The sequence below is a fragment of the Pontibacter chinhatensis genome, from assembly GCF_900113285.1.
GTDB classification, from domain to species: Bacteria; Bacteroidota; Bacteroidia; order Cytophagales; family Hymenobacteraceae; genus Pontibacter; species Pontibacter chinhatensis.
On sequence record NZ_FOOT01000004.1, the window covers coordinates 38,601 to 59,185 of the forward strand.

The 20,585-nt window shown below is 52.7% G+C and carries 19 protein-coding genes; 12 read left to right on the top strand and 7 right to left on the bottom strand.

The window, feature by feature from the left end; genetic code table 11:
• Nucleotides 1-12 precede the first annotated feature (12 nt).
• The 4 genes from rseP to BM040_RS12170 all read right to left on the bottom strand — a co-directional run bounded on the left by rseP (nucleotide 13) and on the right by BM040_RS12170 (nucleotide 4,761).
• On the bottom strand, nucleotides 13-1,326 hold the full coding sequence (gene rseP, locus BM040_RS12155; RefSeq protein ID WP_092101581.1) for an RIP metalloprotease RseP: 1,314 nt from the start codon (nucleotides 1,324-1,326) through the stop codon (nucleotides 13-15).
• A gap of 59 nt (nucleotides 1,327-1,385) precedes the next feature.
• Nucleotides 1,386-2,537, bottom strand: a complete 1,152-nt coding sequence (locus BM040_RS12160) for a 1-deoxy-D-xylulose-5-phosphate reductoisomerase (protein ID WP_092101585.1) — start codon at nucleotides 2,535-2,537, stop codon at nucleotides 1,386-1,388.
• 1 nt (nucleotide 2,538) lies between these two features.
• Entirely contained in the window at nucleotides 2,539-2,721 is a 183-nt protein-coding gene (locus tag BM040_RS12165; protein WP_092101588.1) for a hypothetical protein, read from the bottom strand.
• A 537-nt stretch (nucleotides 2,722-3,258) separates the two neighbouring features.
• A complete protein-coding gene (locus tag BM040_RS12170) occupies nucleotides 3,259-4,761 on the bottom strand; it encodes a GH3 auxin-responsive promoter family protein (protein WP_092101591.1) in 1,503 nt (500 codons plus the stop codon).
• A 166-nt stretch (nucleotides 4,762-4,927) separates the two neighbouring features.
• Between BM040_RS12170 and BM040_RS12175 the strand changes: the two genes are divergently transcribed.
• A complete protein-coding gene (locus BM040_RS12175) occupies nucleotides 4,928-5,362 on the top strand; it encodes an OsmC family peroxiredoxin (protein ID WP_092101593.1) in 435 nt (144 codons plus the stop codon).
• A 60-nt stretch (nucleotides 5,363-5,422) separates the two neighbouring features.
• Nucleotides 5,423-5,932: a hypothetical protein gene (locus tag BM040_RS12180; RefSeq protein ID WP_092101596.1), complete on the top strand. Its 510-nt coding sequence runs from the start codon at nucleotides 5,423-5,425 to the stop codon at nucleotides 5,930-5,932.
• A 91-nt stretch (nucleotides 5,933-6,023) separates the two neighbouring features.
• Here the strand turns inward: BM040_RS12180 and dnaA are convergent, their stop codons facing one another.
• The 3 genes from dnaA to BM040_RS12195 form a co-directional block, all read right to left on the bottom strand.
• Nucleotides 6,024-7,448 carry a chromosomal replication initiator protein DnaA gene (gene dnaA, locus BM040_RS12185; protein WP_092101600.1) on the bottom strand — a complete coding sequence of 475 codons (1,425 nt, stop codon included), beginning with the start codon at nucleotides 7,446-7,448 and terminating at the stop codon, nucleotides 6,024-6,026.
• 107 nt (nucleotides 7,449-7,555) lie between these two features.
• Nucleotides 7,556-8,488, bottom strand: coding sequence for a bifunctional metallophosphatase/5'-nucleotidase (locus tag BM040_RS12190; RefSeq protein WP_092101603.1), 933 nt, complete (start codon nucleotides 8,486-8,488; stop codon nucleotides 7,556-7,558).
• Nucleotides 8,489-8,501: 13 nt separating this feature from the next.
• Nucleotides 8,502-9,257, bottom strand: coding sequence for a 5'-nucleotidase C-terminal domain-containing protein (locus BM040_RS12195; protein WP_245756201.1), 756 nt, complete (start codon nucleotides 9,255-9,257; stop codon nucleotides 8,502-8,504).
• Between the two features lie 185 nt (nucleotides 9,258-9,442).
• Between BM040_RS12195 and BM040_RS12200 the strand changes: the two genes are divergently transcribed.
• The 10 genes from BM040_RS12200 (at nucleotide 9,443) to treF (ending at nucleotide 20,452) form a co-directional block, all read left to right on the top strand.
• Complete coding sequence (locus BM040_RS12200) at nucleotides 9,443-10,864, top strand: T9SS type A sorting domain-containing protein (RefSeq protein ID WP_139217802.1); 1,422 nt, start codon at nucleotides 9,443-9,445, stop codon at nucleotides 10,862-10,864.
• Between the two features lie 85 nt (nucleotides 10,865-10,949).
• A complete protein-coding gene (locus BM040_RS12205; RefSeq protein WP_139217803.1) occupies nucleotides 10,950-11,747 on the top strand; it encodes a hypothetical protein in 798 nt (265 codons plus the stop codon).
• Between the two features lie 99 nt (nucleotides 11,748-11,846).
• Nucleotides 11,847-12,227 (top strand): YkvA family protein, encoded by a 381-nt coding sequence (locus BM040_RS12210; protein ID WP_092101613.1) that lies wholly within the window; start codon nucleotides 11,847-11,849, stop codon nucleotides 12,225-12,227.
• Between the two features lie 86 nt (nucleotides 12,228-12,313).
• Nucleotides 12,314-14,164 (top strand): methylmalonyl-CoA mutase subunit beta, encoded by a 1,851-nt coding sequence (locus BM040_RS12215; RefSeq protein WP_092101616.1) that lies wholly within the window; start codon nucleotides 12,314-12,316, stop codon nucleotides 14,162-14,164.
• 21 nt (nucleotides 14,165-14,185) lie between these two features.
• On the top strand, nucleotides 14,186-14,596 hold the full coding sequence (locus BM040_RS12220) for a YybH family protein (RefSeq protein ID WP_092101620.1): 411 nt from the start codon (nucleotides 14,186-14,188) through the stop codon (nucleotides 14,594-14,596).
• A gap of 145 nt (nucleotides 14,597-14,741) precedes the next feature.
• Nucleotides 14,742-15,248 carry a GNAT family N-acetyltransferase gene (locus BM040_RS12225; RefSeq protein ID WP_092101623.1) on the top strand — a complete coding sequence of 169 codons (507 nt, stop codon included), beginning with the start codon at nucleotides 14,742-14,744 and terminating at the stop codon, nucleotides 15,246-15,248.
• A 79-nt stretch (nucleotides 15,249-15,327) separates the two neighbouring features.
• Nucleotides 15,328-17,481, top strand: a complete 2,154-nt coding sequence (gene scpA / locus BM040_RS12230) for a methylmalonyl-CoA mutase (RefSeq protein ID WP_092101626.1) — start codon at nucleotides 15,328-15,330, stop codon at nucleotides 17,479-17,481.
• A gap of 228 nt (nucleotides 17,482-17,709) precedes the next feature.
• Nucleotides 17,710-18,252, top strand: a complete 543-nt coding sequence (locus BM040_RS12235) for an REP-associated tyrosine transposase (protein WP_092101631.1) — start codon at nucleotides 17,710-17,712, stop codon at nucleotides 18,250-18,252.
• 118 nt (nucleotides 18,253-18,370) lie between these two features.
• Nucleotides 18,371-18,766: a hypothetical protein gene (locus BM040_RS12240; protein WP_092101636.1), complete on the top strand. Its 396-nt coding sequence runs from the start codon at nucleotides 18,371-18,373 to the stop codon at nucleotides 18,764-18,766.
• Nucleotides 18,767-18,832: 66 nt separating this feature from the next.
• Complete coding sequence (treF, locus tag BM040_RS12245; RefSeq protein WP_092101641.1) at nucleotides 18,833-20,452, top strand: alpha,alpha-trehalase TreF; 1,620 nt, start codon at nucleotides 18,833-18,835, stop codon at nucleotides 20,450-20,452.
• Nucleotides 20,453-20,585 lie beyond the last annotated feature (133 nt).

A 20,585-nucleotide genomic window follows, 5' to 3' on the forward strand; every position in this document is an offset into this window, starting at 1 on the left:
GAAAAATCTTTGTTAGAAGATTATCTTAAATACATCGTTAAAGATAGCGAATGCCATTAAGCCTAACAATAAAACCATACCTACTTTCTGGGCATTTTCCAAAAAGTTATCAGACGGCTTGCGACCGCTGATCATCTCATAGGTCAGAAAAACCACGTGGCCACCATCCAGCGCCGGAATCGGCAGGAAGTTCATAAAGGCCAGCACCATCGACAGCATCCCCGTAATGCTCCAGAACTTGTACCAGTTAAAAGTATCGCCGAAGATTTGCGCAATGCCTATCGGGCCGCTCAGGGACTTGGAGGCCGAAACCTCGCCGCGGAAGATTTTCCCGAAGCCTTTCAGGTTAGCAGTAATCACACTAAAGGCCTGGTTAGTGCCAATCGGAATGGACTCACCCAGGGAATATTCTTTGGTGGCAGTCTGCAGGAGCGGCACCGCCTGGAAGCCAATCGTACCGTCTTCGCTCACATTCGCCCGCAGTTTTACCAGCTTGTTGTCGCGCTCCACCGTCATGGTAACGGCTTTGCCAGCATTGGCTTTCAGCGCCTCCTGAAACTCATGGAAAAACTTCACGGATTCCCCGTTCACCATCGTAATGAAGTCGTCCTGCTTTAGGCCAGCCTTGGAAGCAGCACTGCCGCCCACTACCTGGCCCACCTTAAAGGGCGTGCGCGGTTCTACAAAAAACACCTGGCTTTTGTTATCCGCCAGCTTATCCATCAGGTTAACGGGCACTTTGAGGTCTACCAGCTGGCCGTTTCGCTCCACGGTGTAGTAGGAGTTGTTGCCCAGCAGGGCATCCATAGAGCGGATATCCTCGAAGCGCTCGAGCTCTTTTCCGTTCACGGCCACCACTTTATCCCCTGTCTGGAAGCCGATTTCCTGGCCAAGCTCATTGGCTACCACGCCATACTTTACTTCTTTGGCCGGGATGTACTGCTCGCCATAGGAATAGGTTAGGGCGATGAAGATGACGATACCTGTGATCACGTTCACAATAATGCCGCCCATCATTACAATGAGGCGCTGCCAGGCCGGCTTTGCGCGGAATTCCCAGGGCTTGGGCTCCTCTTTCAGGGCTTCCGTGTCCATCGACTCATCCACCATGCCCGATATCTTCACGAATCCGCCCAGCGGGATCAGGCCCAGCATATACTCTGTTTCACCTATTTTTTTGCCGAAAATCTTCGGAGGGAAGCCTATTGCATACTTTTCCACACGCATGCCGAACCACTTGGCGGTCAGCATGTGTCCTAATTCGTGTAATCCAACTAAGATTGTAAGGCCCAGTATCAGCTGGCCCACCATGATCAATATATCCATCTAATAAGAAAAGTTTCTGTTTTTATAGCGCTGCCGTCAGGTGCAACAGGAAGTATAAGTTACTTGTTCAACAATAATGTGGCCAGTTTTCGTGCCTCCTCATCTGTGTTAACATAGTCATCATAAGAAGGATTCGCAATATACGCAACTTTCGTCATACAGCTTTCGATGATGTCGGACATCTGCAGAAAACCCACCTCATCACGCAAGAACGCACTGACCGCCACCTCGTTAGCTGCATTTAGAATACAAGGCATGTTGCCGCCGCGCTCCATGGCATCGAAGGCCAGTTGCAGGTTGCGGAAGGTCTTCAGGTCGGGCTGCTCAAAGGTCAGTTGGGGATAGTCGAGAAAGCTGAACCTGGGGAAATCGGACCGGAGGCGCTGCGGGTAGCCGAGCGCGTACTGGATCGGCAGCTTCATGTCGGGCAGACCGAGTTGCGCCTTAATGGAGCCATCCTCGAACTGCACCAGCGAGTGAATGATGGATTGCGGGTGCACCACCACCTCTATCTGATCGTTTCTTAGCCCGAACAGCCACTTGGCCTCGATGACCTCCAGGCCTTTGTTCATAAGGGAGGCTGAGTCGATAGTGATTTTAGCGCCCATGTCCCAGTTCGGGTGCTTTAGGGCCTGCGCCTTGGTAACACTGGCCAGCTCCGCGGCTGTTTTTCCGCGGAAAGGCCCACCCGAGGCTGTTAGGATGATTTTCTCGATCGGGTTATGGAATTCGCCGGCCAGGCACTGGAAAATAGCGCTGTGCTCTGAGTCCACAGGGTAAATGTTCACGCCTTTCTCCCGGGCAAGGTTGGTGATTAGTTGGCCCGCCACCACTAGCGTTTCCTTGTTGGCCAAGGCAATCTGCTTCCCTGCCTTGATGGCATGGATGGTTGGCAGCAAACCGGCATAGCCCACCATAGCGGTGAGCACCATGTCCACGGTACCCATCTCTACTACGGAGCAAATGGCCTTGGCGCCGGCGTATACTTTGATATCCTCGTGCTGCAGCGCTTCCTGCACCTGCTCATACAGGTCTTCGCGGGCAATGACGACTACGTTTGGCTTAAACTCCAGCGCCTGCCGGATGAGCAGGTCGGCGTTGCTGTGGGCGGTGATGACCTCCAACTCAAAGCTCTCCGGGTTTGCCCGAATCACGTCGAGTGCCTGCACGCCGATGGAGCCTGTGGAGCCAAGTATGGCGATTCTTTTCATTTTATGTTTTTTGCGTCCGAGCAGCCTTTTCTGATGCCCGCTTTATACTTTGCTGTTTGCTGTTCCGGACATCCGTGTCTGGAACCTTTCTGCTGCGGATTTCAAAATCCGTGATAGTTATACTTTTATACTTGCTGCTATACTTTAGCTGGCGCAAGTGTCCGCTTGTGCCGATATACTTCATCCCTGTCGCTGGCGCGGATTTGCAGCCCGTGCATACCTATATTGTTGGGTTTGTAACCTAACTGGCATGAAAAGCCAGACCTTATACTTCGGCTATACTTTATACTTTGCTAGCTTATACTTCTATGGCCACTGCTTCTCGCAACCGGAACCAGGCTATTCTTATTAGCTACCGTTCCTCCTCCAGCCCCACAAACCTACTGTTTCATCTCCAGCTTTGGAGCTCTCAAGCCCGAGAGGGCTCGCCTTCGGGCATCGCGCTGCTTTCGCTTCCTTTGCTCCTGCGTCGCAATGCCTCGCTGCCGCTCGTCACCGGAACCTCTCGAGGCGCTCAACCCAAAGGCTGGGAAAGAATCTATAGCCTCAGCTTTTTGTCATCTCGACCTTCGGGAGAGATCTGAAGAGAATTCCAGCCAGATCTCTCGCGCTGCTCGAGATGACAGTATAAGTTACACAGCTCCCTCCCCTGTTTTTAGGGGAGGGTTGGGGTGGGGTTTATACTTAGCCAGAAGTATAACTGCCGGCTGTAGAACTCTCCTTACCCTTCCCTACTCACCTCCAGCAGGCCGTCTGCCAGCTTTCGGTCGTTGCTTAGCCGGGGCACCTTGTTCTGGCCGCCCAGCTTTCCCTGCGACTTCATGTATTTCTGGAAGCTGCCCTTTGGTAGTGAGGTCAGCTTCAGTCGCTTCAGAATATTGCCTGTAATCAGGTCGTCATAGTAGGAGTTGAGTTTGCGCAGCTGCCTATCCAATTCCTCGGCAAAGGCGTCCGGGGTGTGTGGCTTTTGCGAGAACTCCACCAGCCACTCGTGGTACGAGGCGCCCTGGTCCTGGCTCACGTAAGGGGCCACGGTAAACTCGATCAATTCCACCTCCTTAAACTTCTGCATGGCCGCTTTCATTGCCTTTTCCACCTCCTCGCCGATTACGTGCTCCCCAAAAGCCGAGATGTAATGCTTAATCCGGCCGCTCACCACCAGCTTATAAGGTTTTACGGACACAAACTTCACCGTATCGCCGATGGAGTAACTCCAGAGGCCGGCGTTGCTGCTGATCACCAGCGCATAGTTCACGCCCGTCTCCACCTGGTCAATAGTCAGGCGGGTGGGGTTTTCGCTGAAATACTCGCTGGTCGGAATAAACTCATAGAAGATGCCCGAGTTGAGCAGCAACAGAAGTCCCGGGTCTGTCTGGCTGTTCTGATAGGCAAAAAAGCCCTCCGAAGCGGGGAACGTTTCAATCGAGTCCACCTGCCGGCCAATAGACTCGAACAGCTTTTTGCGGTACGGCTCAAAATTCACGCCGCCGTACACAAACAGTTTAAAATTCGGAAAAATGTCCTTTATCTGCTTGCCAGTCTGACGGGTCAGCTTATCGAAGTACATCTGCACCCAAGGCGGAATACCCGAGATCAGCGTCATGTTCTGGTCTATGGTTTCCTCAATGATCTGGTCCAACTTGGTTTCCCAATCCTCAATGCAGTTGGTGCGGTAGCTGGGCAGTTGGGTGGTGCGCAGGTACCCCGGCACATGGTGGTTGGCAATCCCTGACAGGCGGCCTGTCTTGATCCCCCCTACCTCTTCCAACTCCGGACTGCCCGACAGAAAAATCAGCTTGCCATCCAGAAAAGCAGAGTTACCGGTTTCGTGGATGTAGGCCAACAGGGCGTCGCGGGCACCGTTAATGTGGTTGGAAATAGAGTCGGAGGAAATGGGAATGTACTTTGTGCCGGAAGTGGTGCCGGAGGTTTTGGCCAAGTACAGCGGCTTTCCCGGCCACAGCACATTTGGCTCCCCCTGCTTTACCCGGTTAAAGTAGGATGCCAATCCCTCGTAATCCCGTACCGGAACGGCTTTTACATAATCGGAGTGCGTTTTTATACTGGCAAAGTGATGGTCTTGTCCAAACTTAGTATCCTTCGCCTTGCTTATAATCTTATGAAATATGGCCTGCTGCGCCTCGGCTGAATGCTCTATCCAGATTTGGTTCTGCCGGTGCACATAAGCCGCAAAAGGCTTACTCAACAACGCTCTAACACCCATACTTTCTGTTTTAGTAGGGAGTAAAGATAACCAGATAATGCTGCATTACCACAACCTAAAGGCAAGAATAGCGTGCTCCGGCTTAATTTAACACCATATAAACCTAAATACAGAAAACCAGTATGAATGACACAGAAACACTTAAAACTATAAATATTTACGAATCATGAGAAAACACAGAGCAGAAGCACGCTGGACCAAAGGCCTCAAAAACGGCGAAGGAGAGGTAAAATCAGCAACTGGTTCCTTCCAATCAAAGTATAGCTTTGCCTCCCGTTTCGGCGACAGCACCAGCGCCACCTCTCCCGAGGAACTGATCGGGGCCGCGCACTCTGGTTGCTACTCCATGTTCCTGAGCGCCTTGCTGGAAAAGGAGAACCTGACGCCGGAGTATGTGCACACACAGGCTGAGGTAACGCTTGGAGAGCAGGACGGCGCCCCGACCATCCTCAAGATCGAGCTCAACACCGAGGTGAAAGCGGACGGCCTTGACAACGACAAACTGCAGCAGCTGGCGCAGGACGCCAAAAAAGGCTGCCCGGTTTCCAAAGCCCTAAACGCCGTACCTGAAATCACGCTACAGGCCACGCTTAAAGAATAAATTTATTATCTTGCGGAGAGGCCGTGCCTGGCCACTTATGTTTCACGAAAAAACCCTGTGATGGCAATATCCGGTAGTAGCGCCCGATCGTCGTTGATTGTGCAGCTTAGCCCCACGCGCAATGCGAAACTTTCTTTTACAGTGCAGCTCATACTTACTCTGCTCTGGATGGCCTGGGCCGCTATGCTCCTTTTCTCTGCTGACCGCACCTATGAACAGAACTACCTGTACTATGCTTTCTTCGGGTTAGCGCTGATTTTCTTTGTCTATGTGATGCTGCAGAACACCTCCATATTCGGGGTGCAGTCTTATATTGAGGTTACGCCGCAGTACATTGTGCAAAAGTTTGGGGTTTTCCGCACCAAGCAAATCCTGCAGATACCTGATATCAAGGCCGTGCACATTTCTCCGCTGGCCCTGCGCTTTACGCTGAAAGATGGACAGCAAGTATACTTGGACCTGAAGCAGGTGCGCAAGAAGCGTGACCTGGCCCAAATCAAGAACAAGATAAGGGATTTGGCCGAGGCCCATCAGTTCGAACTGACCGATAACGTAGCCAACAACGTGTAACCCCGTCCGGCGAAGTATAAAAAAGCGGCGGCCATACTTTCCGAAAGTATGGCCGCCGCTTTTTTATATAGATGTATAGTTACCTCATGCGTTATCCGGCTTTGGATTTAAATTTCTTCTGCAACTCCTGAATGCTGGCCTTAAACTTTTTGTCTGTGTCGATCAGGTCGGAAACGGTTTGCACGGAGTGGATCACGGTACTGTGGTCGCGGCCGCCGAAGTGGTAACCGATAGACTTAAGCGAGTGGCTGGTAAACTCCTTGGCAAAGTACATGGCCACCTGGCGGGCTGTTACAATCTCTTTCTTGCGCGTCTTGGCTTTTAGCGAGTCCAGGCTTACCTGGAAGTACTCGGCCACGGTTTTCTGGATGAAGTCGAGGTTCACCTCTGTCTCCACATCCTCAATAATATGCTTCAGGGCCTGCTTGGCAAGCTCCAGGTCAATTTCTTTTCTGTTAAGCGATGACTGCGCGATGAGCGAGATCAGCACGCCTTCCAGTTCACGCACGTTCGTGTCCACGCTGTAAGCCAGGTACTCCACCACATTGTCCGGGATGTCGATGCCGTCGCTCTGCATCTTTTTGTGGATGATGGCCATACGCGTTTCAAAGTCTGGGCTCTGCAGGTCGGCCGTCAGTCCCCACTTAAAGCGCGACAGCAGGCGCTCCTCCAGCCCCTTCAGGTCGCGTGGCGGGCAGTCGGAGGTCATCACGATCTGCTTGCCCGACTGGTGCAGGTGGTTGAAGATGTGGAAGAACATCTCCTGCGTTTTTTCCTTGCCACTCAAAAACTGCACGTCGTCGATGATGAGGATGTCCACGAGCAGGTAGAAGTTGGCAAAGTCCTGCACGTTGTTCGTCTTCAAAGACTCGATGAACTGGTTCACGAACTTCTCGGAAGAAACGTAGAGGACAAACTTCTCAGGGTTGCTGTTCTTGATCTGGTTGCCGATGGCCTGCACCAGGTGCGTTTTGCCCAATCCCACACCGCCGTAAATCATGAGCGGGTTAAAGGAAGTAGTGCCCGGCTTGTTAGCCACCGCATAGCCTGCCGAGCGCGCCAGGCGGTTACAGTCACCCTCAATGTAGTTTTCAAAAGTATAAGCTCCGTTCAGCTGCGAGTTGAGGAAGTTGCGGTCAATCGTCTTTGACTCGAACGGGCTCTTGATGAAGTTCTGCTCCGGGCGGTAAGAGTTAACCACGGCCGCCGGAATCTTTTTGGTGGGGATGTTCACCGTCTGAGGCTTGTTCACCTCATTGCCCCTGTCCACGATAATAGAGTACTCCAGGCGCCCCTCGCTGCCCAGTTCCTGGTAAATAACCTTCTTTAGTAACTGCACATAATGCTCCTCCAGCCACTCATAGAAGAACTGGCTGGGCACTTGTATGGTCAACACGCTGTCGCGCAACGACACAGGCTTAATTGGCTCAAACCAAGTCTTAAAACTTTGCTCGCCAATGTTTTCCTTGATCGCCTGCAGACAGTTATGCCATACAGTTGAACAGTCTTTGATCATCCAATTTTCCAAATCTACATAAGAATTGCTGCGTGTAACAAACGGCGCCTCGTACTGGCGGGGGGTTACAAATTTGCTTAATAATCTGTAAACAAAAAATTATTTTTTCACGAAGCTGTTACAGGTCTGCTGATGGGCAGAAGTGCCGTTTTCAGACTTGTTTTTTGCATTGTTTTTTTGCTGAAAGTAAAATCGAGCCGCCCCAGGAAAATACCCGACCAGCCCACCTGATTCACAAGCGTTTCGTGGCCAGAGGCATGGCGCACGAGCTCCGGCGCATCCAGGAAAGTATGGGTGTGCCCTCCCAGAATCAGGTCGATGCCCTCTACCGCTTGGGCCAGTGTTACGTCGCTCACCTTGCCATCCTCATATTTGTAACCCAAGTGTGAAAGACACACCACCATGTTACACTTCTGATTCTGGCGCAGCTCCTGCACCATCTCACGGGCAGTAGCCACGGGATCCAGGTAGGCTGTCTCGCCATACTGCTTTTTGCCCACCAAGCCTTCCAGCTCAATTCCTAACCCAAACACGCCGATGCGCACCCCCTGCTTCTGAAAGACCTTGTAAGGCGCAAAGCGATTTTGAAGTATAGTTTTGCTGAAGTCGTAGTTGGCGCTCAGGAACGGGAACCGGGCGTGCGGCAGCATTTTCTCCAGCCCCTCCAGGCCGTTGTCGAAGTCGTGGTTGCCCAGCGTGGCCGCGTCATACTTCATCTGGCTCATGAGCTTATACTCCAGCTCCCCTCCGAAGAAGTTAAAGTAGGGTGTGCCCTGCCAGATGTCGCCGCAATCGAAGAGCAGCACGTTTGGCTCCTCTTTGCGGATTTGCTCGATCAGCGTGGCGCGTCGGGCCATGCCACCCATGCCGCCATACTTTCTGCCATCGTCCGGGAAGGGGTCGATGCGTGAGTGCTGGTCGTTGGTGTGCAGGATGGTGAGGTTTATACTTTGCGCCGCCTCTGCCGAAAAAGGAACGCCCATCAGACTGATGCCAGCCGCCCCTACTGCCGTGGTTTTCAGAAAATCTCTTCTTCTCATTTTTAAAGTATGCTTAAGGGAGAACGGTCACGCGTTGGGTGGTGTCGGCCGTTACAGGCTTGCCGGCCGCCGTGAGCTGGCGGATCTGCAGCAGGATGACATCACGAAGCAGCAGGCCAAGTCGTTCGGTTTGCATTGCCTCTTTCAGCATGTGCAGGTTGTCGCCTCCCCCGGCCAGGTAATCGGAAGTGACTAACGTATAAGTCTGGTTTGCATCGAAGGGTTTGCCCTTGATTCTGATGTCAGTGGCCTTGCCGTTTTGCACGGTATAGGTGGCGTTGCCGATGGGGGCAAACTTTTTCTCGGCGGCATAGTCGAAGAGTTGCTGCACGGTCTCGCCTTTGAGCGTCAGCACCACCAGCTCATTTTCGAAAGGCATGAGTTCAAACACGTTGCCGGTGGTAATATTGCCTTCGGGCAGCGGCACGCGCAGGCCGCCATTGGTGGTCAGCGAGAGGTCGATAGGTTTGCCGTAGATCGGCTCGGCTTGCGCCAGTTGCAGGTCCACCACAAAGTTGCCCAGCGGCGACTCATAGTCTCCCTTGCCCAGCGCGGCAGGGGCTTTGCCTACTACCTCCGACATTTTCAGGGTTACTTCCTTGCGGTAAGGGGCAATCTGCGCCTCCAGTTGCGGGTCGGCGGAAAGGGTTTTATCTACCGGCACATCGGTAGTGCCCAAGGTGGGCGAGGCTGCCCAGGGGCGCTGGCATCCGGCTATACTCAGCGAGAGCGCCAGCACCGCCAGGCCCTTAGAAAAGTGCTTGTTCATACTTTAATTCAGTAGCTGGCCCCAAAGGTACCAGCCTCCCCAACATGAACCAAGCTGCATGGGTTCGGCACAAGCAAGCGTGATGGTAAAACCTTGATTAAAATCTTATAAATATTCCAATATTATCCTTACATATCTCGTTTATACTATGTAACTTGATCCGCAACTCCAAATTTCCTCCGCTCATGAAAACAAAATTGTTACTCAGCGTCTTAGCTATCCTACTCCTGCCCGTAATGGCACAGGCCACACACATCAAAAGCGGCTACATCAGCTACACCAGGGATGCAGAAAATCCAAGAAAATTTGACTTTACCTTAACGGTTTATACCCACCATTTCTCGTCGGCCGAGGACCCGGAGGTGAGCATGTTTATGGGGGATGGCAATAAGGTAGTTGTCCCCCGCGTTTCGGTTACAAAGTATAGCTCAGATCTTGACGTAGAACTCTTTCAGTGGAGTTATACTTATGACACGCCAGGCCTTTATACCGTAGCCTGGATTGGCGAAAACAGAGACCACAACATTCTTAACATCCAGGGCTCCTCGGACATCTACAGCTTCTATGTCTCTACCACCGTTAACGTAAACCCGCTGAATCCCAACCGCCATGGCATCCAACTAGCTGGCATTCCCATCTTAGATGGGTATGCGGGCCAGCCAATAAAGCACAATTTCGCTGCGTTCGACGCCGACAACAACAAGCTCACCTACAAACTTGTCACGCCTAAAAAAGCTTCTTATGAGTATATTGGGATAGGCATCAACGCTCCACGAGTAGTTGACATTCCGGGCTTCCGCATACCAGATGGGCTGACGATTAACGAGCACGGAGAGTTGAACTGGAATGCGCCTGCCTCTGCCGGCAGGTATACCATTGCAGTAGAGATTACAGAGCACTGGAATGGGGTTGCGCAGGGAACTACCCTAGTGGATATATCCATTATCATAGCAGACCCGGAACAAAACCTGCAACCGCAACTGGAACTCCTTAATAAAGCACAGCTTGCCCTAGACGAAAAAGGGGCTTTAAGGCTGATGCCTGGCCAAACGTTAAAGCTAAACTATTTTATGCGCCGCCACCTTGGCAACGATTTTCCTGTAAAAACGAAGTTATACAGCGAGCTTGACACTCTGGAACTGACTCCCATCCACATAACTACCCGTGATTCAGCCGGTGGTTGGGCAATTACCGTTGCCATTACACCGGGAGAAGCATTAGTACGGGAGCAGGCTTACATACTTGCCATGTCAGCTTTACTACTATCCCCCCTAGGGGGCTACTACTACAAAAACAACACTGATTGGGAATTTACTTACGTCTATGTCGGAAATGCCCAACCCACCGCTGCTGACGATGAGCTGAAAAAGGCCGGGTTTATACTTTACCCTAACCCCGTAGCCGATAAATTTGTGGTGGAAGCCCCGGATATGCCCGGTATGTTTGTGCACCTGTATGATGCTACCGGTAAAAGGGCGGGCGCCCTGAGGCTACAGCCAGGAAAGAACCACTTCACAAAGCCAGCCTCCCTTTCCAATGGCCTATACTTTTATACCATCTACAGCCGCCACAAGCCCGTGGGGACTGGTAAGATGGTTGTGAGGTAGCTGGATGTATACTTTAGGTGAAAAAGTTTGCGCCTTACATATAATTTTCATACTTTTTACCTCTGTATCTTCTAAAAATACTACTATGATAAAAACTGGAATCTCCTTTTGTGCTGCCGCGGTCGCTCTTCTTCTGGTGTCAGGTAGCGCCGAGGCGCAATCTATACTTTCAGGCAAGGGCACTTCCATGCCGGCTTACATTGGTGATCTGGCCACTAACGTTGGCACCGGCTACGGCCAGTACCGCCAGGTGCGAACCGATGCCCTGGAAGTATTGGCACCGGCAACGGTAGGCAATGCCTACCTGACGGACAACTGGACGTCCGGAGAGTTGTTCATTACCCAAAACCGCCTGCTGGAGGCCGAGAGCTTTAAGTATGATATCGAGAACAACCTGTTTCTGCTTAACTCCGACAAAGTCGCTGAACCAACGCTGGACCAGCTCAGGGTAATTAACAGCAGTTTGGTAGATGCCTTTAAAATAGCGGACCCTATACTTGGGGAGAGGCTTTTTATCAACGCCATCAACGCTAGCCTTACCTTAAAGGGACAGCCCCTTATTGGCTATGTGGAGGTGCTCGTCAGTGACAACGGCATGAGCCTTTTCCGTAAAACGGAAATCGAAACCATCCGTGCCAACTATAACGTGGCTTTTAACGCAGGCGATAAGCACGACCGTCTCGTGAAGCGGGAAACATACTTTGTAAAACAGCCGAACCAGCTGGAGCTGCTGGAAATATCGAAAAGCAAAAAGCAGAACTTAAGCTATTTCTCCCATAACCAGGCTGCCGTACAGGACTTCGTTAAAAAGAATAACATTGACTTTAACCGGGCGCCGGATCTGGTGCGGTTAGTCAGTTACTATAACTCCTTAGCTAAATAAGCCCGCAGCAATGGCAGCCTCTGGGGCTGCCATTGCTGTTTTAGGAATATAGCGTGTGCTTTCCCGTATAACCCAGTAGCCGCAGTCTTTTAATGACCTATGCTACAAAAATGGAAAGCGTTTGTGCGCCGGCTGAAGGAGGACATTTATACCCTATACTTTGCCGCCAAAGATCCGCGCATGCCCTTTAGGGCGAAGGTGGTAGTCGTGCTGACGGTGGCCTACGCCTTCAGCCCCATCGACCTGATCCCCGACTTCATTCCCCTGCTCGGCTACCTCGACGACCTGGTGCTGCTGCCGCTGGGCATCTGGCTCTCCATTAAGCTGATTCCCAAAGAACTGCTCCTATACTACCGCCAGAAGGCTAGGGAACAAGTTCACCGGCATAAGCCCAACTATATCATGGCCGGGGTTATTGTGATTATCTGGCTGTTGGTGGGCTACTTGTTTTACCAGGCCTACATAGAGCAGCTGGAATAAGTATAGACCGGAACGGATATAGCCGCCGGCACGCCATACTTCGTAAAGTATAATAAATTATCTTTACAAGAAATTAGAGCTAAAGCATGACGACTGACGAGCAGCAAAACCAACAGCCCTTGTTTACGGAGTTCAGCCCTGCCTCCAAAGCTGATTGGGAACTGAAAGCACGCGAAGACCTGCGCGATACCCCCCTCGAGAGCCTGACCTGGCATACCTACGAGGGCATCGATATAAAACCCTACTACGCCAAAGAAGATATTGCCGACCTGCCGTTTACCAGCCAGAACCCCGGTGATTTCCCGTTTCTGCGCGGCGACAAAACCGGCAGCAACAGCTGGCTGAATGTGCAGCAGGTAGAGGCCCATGGCAACGGCAAGCATGCCATCGACAAGGCGCTGGATGCCTTACATCGTGGTGCCGATGGCATTTACTTTGTGGTGCACCAACAGGAGCTGTTCGACGTAGCACACTTGGTTCGCCAGATAGACCTGGGCAAGTATAGCGTTAGCTATGCGGTAAAGGAACAGCCGGATTGCTTTCTGCAGCGGCTGTATGCGGAGCTGGAGCGTTGCAATGTGTCGCCCCTCAACCTGAGAGGCTTCCTCAACTTCGACCCCATCTCGGTACAAAGCAAAATCGACCCCGAGGAAAGCAGGGACATCATCAAGATACTGGACCTGACCAAAGATAGCCCGGACTTTTACGGCATCACCGTCAACGGCACCAGCTTCAGCAGCATCGGCGCTTCCATTACCCAGGAGATTGCCTATACGCTGAGCGCTGCCGTGGCCTATGCAGACCGGCTGACCACCGCCGGCCAGCCGCTGGAGTCGGTGCTGCGCAACATGCAGTTTGTGATGGCTTCGGGCACCAACTATTTCTTCGAGATTGCCAAGCTGCGTGCCCTGCGCCTACTGTGGGCTGCCGTAGTAGAAGCCTATAAAGCGGAACCGGCACTGGCCGCCAGCCTACGCATCCACAGCACGACCTCCAGCTGGTACCAAACCACACTCGACCCCTATGTGAACATGCTGCGCACCACCACCGAGGCCATGTCGGCCGTAATCGCCGGCTGCGACTCGCTGACGGTAACGCCCTTTGATAGCACCTTTAAAGCGTCAGACGAATTCTCGGAGCGCATCGCCCGCAACGTCTCCATCATATTGAAGGAGGAGGCTTACCTGGACAAAGCCATCGACCCGGCTGCCGGCTCTTATTACCTGGAGTCGCTGACCGCGGCGCTGGCCCAGCGGGCCTGGGAGCTGTTTCAGGAGGTAGAAAGTATGGGTGGCTTTGAAAAAGCTTACGGCGAAGGGTTTATACTTGGCGCTGTCACCGAGGTGAGCCGCCGCAAGTTCCGCAATATCGCCACCGGCCGCGAGGTGCTGGTGGGCACCAACAAGTACCCGAATCCGAAAGAAAGCCTTAGCTTCGACCCGGAGGAGCTCATTCAGAGCGCCGCCTTTGATACGACCCGCGGCGCCTACCCTACCGAAGTGATGCGTATGGCCACCGAGCTGCACCTGCGCAAGCGCCAGCGCCGCCCGAAGGCTATTGTGGCCGTGATTGGCGGCAGCGAGAAGCGCCAGGTAAACGCCTCTTTTGCCCAGGAGTTCTTCAGCTGCGCCGGCTTCGAGACGACGCAGGAGCACTTTGCTACGGTGGAAGAAGCTTCCGACAAGCTAAGCAACACGGCAGCAGAGGTGGTGGTGGTTTCTTCCCCGGAGGCGGCCTACATCCGGGAGTTTGGGCCACGCATCCGCAACCACCACGCCAAGCCAACCCTTATACTTGCCCAGGACCCGCAGCACATGAAAGACGAGATGCTGGCCAACGGCTACAACGAGTTCATCTTCGAGGACTGCGACATGTCGACGATACTGCAGCTGGTGCAGCGGCGCCTGGCCCAGGACGAGGACCAAAAAAATGCTTAATCATACTTGCTTATACTTCTGATGACTACTGCTACCACCCTCCCTGCTTTTGCCATGCCCAAAGGCGATGCCGTGCAAGCCGTTAAACAAGCGCTGGAAGGCCAGATTTCCGCGTGGAACAAAGGCGACCTGGAAACAGCCATGACTTTCTACTGGAATTCTCCGGAAATGCTCTGGATTAGCAAAAACGGCATTGAGAAGGGCTACCAGGAAGTATTCGAGATGTTCCTGCAGGATTTCCAGGACCGCAGCCAGATGGGCGTGTATACCTACGAGCCGCTGCACATCGAGCAGGTATCAGCGGAGGCGGTATACTTTGTTTTCCGCTGGAAGATTGAACTGGAGGGCAAGCGGCTGATGGGCGGGGTGTCCTCGCAAGTATGGAAAAACATCGCTGGGCGCTGGGTTGTTACCTCAGAACACGCGAGCTGATACAATGACTGAATTAGTGAATGAGTGGTTGAGTGAATCAAGGCACTTCATCACTTATTCCAAACTATAAACACAATGCTTTGGATTGAGCGTATGAATTGAAAAAGATTCACTCATTCACTCAACCACTCATTCAAAATTAAACATGCAACTGAGTGACCTTACGTTCCGAACGGAACTGAAACCAGGTGACCTTGGCTACATCACGTACCGCCACGGTGCCATTTACAAAGAAGAATGCAATTATGGGCTGGAGTTTGAGAGCTACGTAGCCCACGGCCTTTACGAATTCTACAGCCAGTACGACCCCAAAAAAGACCGGGTATGGCTGGCAGAGCACGAGGGCAGGATTGTAGGAAGCATTGGCCTGATGCACCGGCCCGGAAACGCGGCCCAACTACGGTTCTTTTTACTCGAGCCGGAGTATAGGGGCATCGGCCTAGGCAAGAAACTGATGAAACTGTGCATGGATTTTTACAAAGAGAAAGGCTATACTTCCGCCTACCTCTGGACCACCCATGAGCAGGAGCCGGCCATTGCCCTGTACGAGCGCTACGGATTCAAACTAACGGAGGAGAAGCCTTCCGAAGCCTTTGGCAAACCTCTGATAGAACAACGCTACGACCTGGTTACTGATACCAAAAGCACGTAAAACAGACATAAGAGTGATGAAGAAGTGGCAAGCCTGACTTATTCACTCATTCACTCAATCACTCATTCAAAATTAAACTATGAAGCCTGACTTCTCAAGTATAGACATCAGCAAGGTAGCTGCCGCCGCGCACGGCCCTAAGGCCCCGGCCACAGCCAAAGTATGGAAAACGCCGGAGCGGATAAAAGTGAAGAGCTTTTATACTTCGGAGGATGCCGCCCACTTTGAGCACCTGGACTTTGCCGCCGGTCTGCCGCCCTATCTGCGCGGACCCTACAGCACCATGTACGTGCAAAAGCCCTGGACCATCCGCCAGTATGCCGGCTTCTCAACCGCTGAGGAAAGTAACGCCTTCTACCGCCGCAACCTGGCGGGCGGGCAAAAAGGCCTTTCGGTAGCCTTCGACCTGGCCACCCACCGCGGCTACGACTCCGACCACCCGCGTGTGGTAGGCGATGTGGGCAAGGCCGGTGTGGCCATCGATTCGGTGGAGGACATGAAGATTCTCTTCGACCAGATTCCGCTGGATGAGATGTCGGTGTCGATGACGATGAACGGGGCCGTGTTGCCGATTATGGCCTTTTACATTGTGGCCGCCGAAGAGCAGGGTGTAAAGCCGGAGCAGCTAAGCGGCACCATCCAGAACGACATCCTGAAGGAGTTCATGGTGCGCAACACCTACATCTACCCGCCGGAGCCCAGTATGAAAATCATTGCCGACATCTTTGCCTATACTTCCCAAAAGATGCCGCGCTTCAACTCCATCTCCATCTCGGGTTACCATATGCAGGAGGCCGGCGCCACTGCCGACATTGAGCTGGCTTATACCCTGGCGGATGGCTTGGAGTACGTGCGTACTGGTTTGCAGGCAGGCATGGACATCGATGATTTCGCGCCACGCCTGTCCTTCTTCTGGGCCATCGGCATGAATCATTTTATGGAGATTGCCAAGATGCGCGCCGCCCGTATGCTGTGGGCCAAGATGCTCAAGCAGTTCAACCCGAAGAATCCGAAATCACTGGCTTTAAGAACGCATTGTCAGACTTCCGGCTGGAGCTTAACCGAGCAGGACCCGTTCAACAACGTGACCCGCACCTGCGTGGAGGCCCTGGCCGCTGCCCTGGGCGGCACGCAAAGCTTGCATACCAATGCGTTAGATGAAGCCATTGCCCTGCCAACCGACTTTTCGGCCCGCATTGCCCGTAACACGCAGATTTACCTGCAGCAGGAAACCAATATCACCAAAGTGGTAGACCCGTGGGGAGGCTCGTATTACGTGGAGGCGCTGACGCATGAGTTGGCGCACAAAGCCTGGGCCCTGATTGAGGAAGTGGAAGAACTGGGCGGCATGGCCAAAGCCATCGAGACAGGTCTGCCAAAAATGCGCATCGAGGAAGCGGCTGCCCGCAAACAAGCCCGCATCGACTCGGGCAAGGACATCATTGTGGGGGTGAACAAGTATAAACCCGAGCAGGAGCAGGAAATCGAAATTCTCGATATCGACAACACGGCCGTACGCGAAGCCCAGTTGCGCCGATTGGCAAGTATAAAACAGACCCGAGACGCAGCGGCGGTAGCCAAGGCACTCGACGCTTTAACCGCAGCCGCACAATCCGGGCAGGAGAACCTATTAGAGTTGGCCGTGGAGGCAGCCCGCCACCGCGCCACCTTGGGTGAGATTTCCGATGCCCTGGAGAAAGTATACGGCAGACACAAAGCAGTAATCAGAGCCATATCAGGAGTGTATTCAGCAGAAATAACCGACGACGAGAACTTCGAGCGCGCCAAGGCCATGGCCGACCAGTTTGAGGCACTCGAAGGCCGCCGGCCACGCATCATGGTCGCCAAGATGGGCCAGGACGGCCACGACCGCGGCTCCAAAGTAATCGCCACCTCCTTTGCCGACCTCGGCTTCGACGTGGACATCGGCCCGCTGTTCCAGACCCCTGCCGAAGTAGCCATGCAGGCCGCCGAAAACGACGTGCACGTGGTGGGCGTATCCTCGCTGGCAGCCGGCCACAAAACGCTGGTACCGCAACTCATTGAAGAACTCCGCAAACTGGGCCGGGAAGATATTCTGGTGATTGTGGGTGGTGTGATTCCAGCCCAGGATTACGATTTCCTCTACCAGGCCGGTGCCGTAGGCGTTTTTGGCCCGGGCACCATCATTTCAGTGGCTGCGCAGAATATTCTGGAGAAGTTAATTGCCGGAGTTAAAGAGTTGGGGAGTTAGAACGTTTAGGAGTTAAAAGTATACATCCGCAGTTGATTTGGTTCAACTGCGGATTTTTTTGTTACTAGCGCGGAGCTTGGCTCCGTGACAAAGTATAAAAGCGAATCTGTGATTCGCGTGCTACTTAAAAAGTAATGCGAATCACAGATTCGCTTTTATACATAGGCACGGAAGAGACTTCCGCACCAGGTTTGAAACTATAAATTCATACTTTTCGTGCTTTAAGGCATGAGCGAAAAGTATAAAACCAACGATGCAGCTGGTATCTACTTTATCACCATATCAGTTGTGCAGTGGGCAGATGTGTTTACACGCCGGGAGTATTGCGAGATAATCTGCAACAGCCTAAGTTACTGCCAAAAAGAGAAGAATCTAACCCTCTACGCCTGGTGCATCATGACAAATCACGTACACCTAATCTGCTCCTCTTCTACTTTAGCGAACACCATCAGGGATTTTAAAAAGTATACAGCCAAAGAGCTCTATAAAGCTATTCAGCAAAACCCACAGGAAAGCAGGAAAACCTGGCTTTGTTGGCTAATCAAATCAGCAGGTGAGTTAAGCAGCAAGCACGAAGAGTATAAACTCTGGCAGCCAGGATACCACCCCATACTTCTGCACAACAACTACCTAGTGGATCAGAAACTTGACTATTTACATAGAAACCCAGTTACAGCAGGTTTTGTGGAGGAGCCGGTGCATTGGTTCTACAGCAGCGCAAAAGATTACGCTGGGGATAAAGGGCGGCTTTCCATCACCTTCATCCAATAAGGCTTTATCTGGCGCGGAAGTTACTTTCGTGCCTCGCCTATAAAAGCGAATCAGATTCGCCCACTAAACAATCCCCTCCCCCGCTGGTTTATACCAGCAGAATTATTTACTTCACCCCATGAAATTAAAACACATCCTCATTGCCCTCTCCCTTGCCCTCCTAGGCTGGTTCATTTACGATACCATGTCCATACCCAGTGTAGATGATTTGGAAGGCGATTTTAAAGAGGTAGCTTTTTACCGCAATGAGAACAATACCGGACCCGTTATCCGGGTGTACGCCGTTACAGTGGACGATACGCTGTGGGAGCAGATGCAGACCTACGGGGATTACATGCCACACACCAAGTATGGCAACACCAAAGTATACTTCTTCCTGAAAGACAAGCCCTTCCCCACGGAGGTACAGCCTGGTGAGAGCAACTTTGAGGCACGATTCCAAGAATTTGCTGTAGCCAAATATGAAAAAGATGCTATGAGCCAGGTTTCGTTTGTGCGTTACCCGTTCGAGTAGTATACTTGCCGCCACGCTTCTAGATTACGTATGAGTAATGAATCACTCATATATTTCAGAAAGCGTATGAAGTATACTTTTAGCACTTTAACTTTTAGCCTTCTGTTACTACTACCGTTTACCTTTGTGGTACAGCCGCTGCGGGCGCAGCAGCTGTACAGGCCAGAGCAGGAGTTAGGCGAGCTGTTTGAGCAGGTGCAGCTGCAGCATGTGTTTCCGGACTCCAAAACTTTTCCGGATGCCGTGCCGCTGGCGCCGCCTGCGCAGATTCTGGAGGCTTACCGGCAGCAGCAAAACCAGCCTGGCTTTAGCCTGGAGGCGTTTGTGAAGGCATATTTCCTGCTGCCCTCCCAGCCAGAGACCGGCTTTACCTCTGATACAAGCCTTTCGGTAACACAGCACATAGAGCGCCTGTGGCCTGTGCTGACCCGCGAACCCGGTGCCGACGGTGGTTCCCTGATTCCGTTGCCGAAGAAGTATATCGTGCCGGGAGGCCGCTTCCGCGAGATTTATTACTGGGATAGCTTCTTTACCATGCTTGGCCTGCAGGCCAGCGGCGAAACGGAGCTCATCCAAAGTATGGTCGATAACTTCACGCACCTCATTAACACGGTTGGCCACATCCCCAACGGCAACCGCACCTATTACCTGAGCCGCTCGCAGCCGCCGTTCTACGCGCTCATGCTGCGGGTGCTGGCGCAGCAAAAAGGGCGCGAGGTACTCAAAACCTACGCCCCTGCTCTACGCAAGGAGTATGATTTCTGGATGGACGGTGCTGACCAGCTATCAGCCGCAAACCCGACGCACCGCCGTGTAGTGCGCCTGCCCGATGGCAGCATCCTGAACCGCTACTGGGACGATGCGCCGGAGCCACGGCCGGAGTCTTACCGCGAGGATGTGGAACTGGCGCAGGAGTCGGGAAGAAACCCCGAGGAAGTATACCGCCACATCCGGGCCGCCGCCGAGTCGGGCTGGGACTTTAGCAGCCGCTGGTTTGCCGACGCCCAGAACCTGAGCACCATCCATACCACCGATATCATTCCCGTAGACCTGAACGCGCTGCTCTACCACGTGGAACTGACGCTACAGGAGATGGCCGTGCTAAACGGCAATAGAAAGGAAGCTAGGGAATTTGAGCGCCGCGCCAAAGCCCGCCGCGACGCGCTGCTAACGTATACCTGGAGCGAGGAAGCAGGCTTCTTCTACGACTATGATTTCGTGAAAGGCACTACCACCAACATTCCGTCGCTGGCTGCCGTGTTCCCGCTATACTTTTCCATGGTTAATAGAAGGCAGGCTGATGCCGTAGCCCAAAAGCTGGAGGAGGATTTTCTGCATGCAGGAGGGCTGGTTTCCACACTGCACCGCACCGGCCAACAGTGGGATGCGCCAAATGGCTGGGCGCCGCTGCAGTGGATGAGCATCCAAGCCCTGCGCAACTACAGGCACGACAGGCTGGCCGACACCGTTGCTAGGCGCTGGGTAACCCTGAATGAAGCGGTATTCCACAACACGGGCAAGCTAATGGAGAAGTATAACGTGGTAGACATGGGGCTGCAAGCAGGCGGCGGTGAGTACCCCAACCAGGACGGCTTCGGCTGGACGAACGGGGTGCTGCTCAAGCTACTCTCCCTAGACCCGCAACTGCTGGAGACAGAAACTTTGGAACTGGAAACACAACATTGATTTCAAATACAGGTCTGATTTTATACTTATAGAGACGCAAAAAACTGCGTCTCTATTTTTGTTTATACCTCTAGCTTATGAGCAGACAAACTTTTCAGAAACCAGAACAAAGACTAAAAACGTACAATCAGGA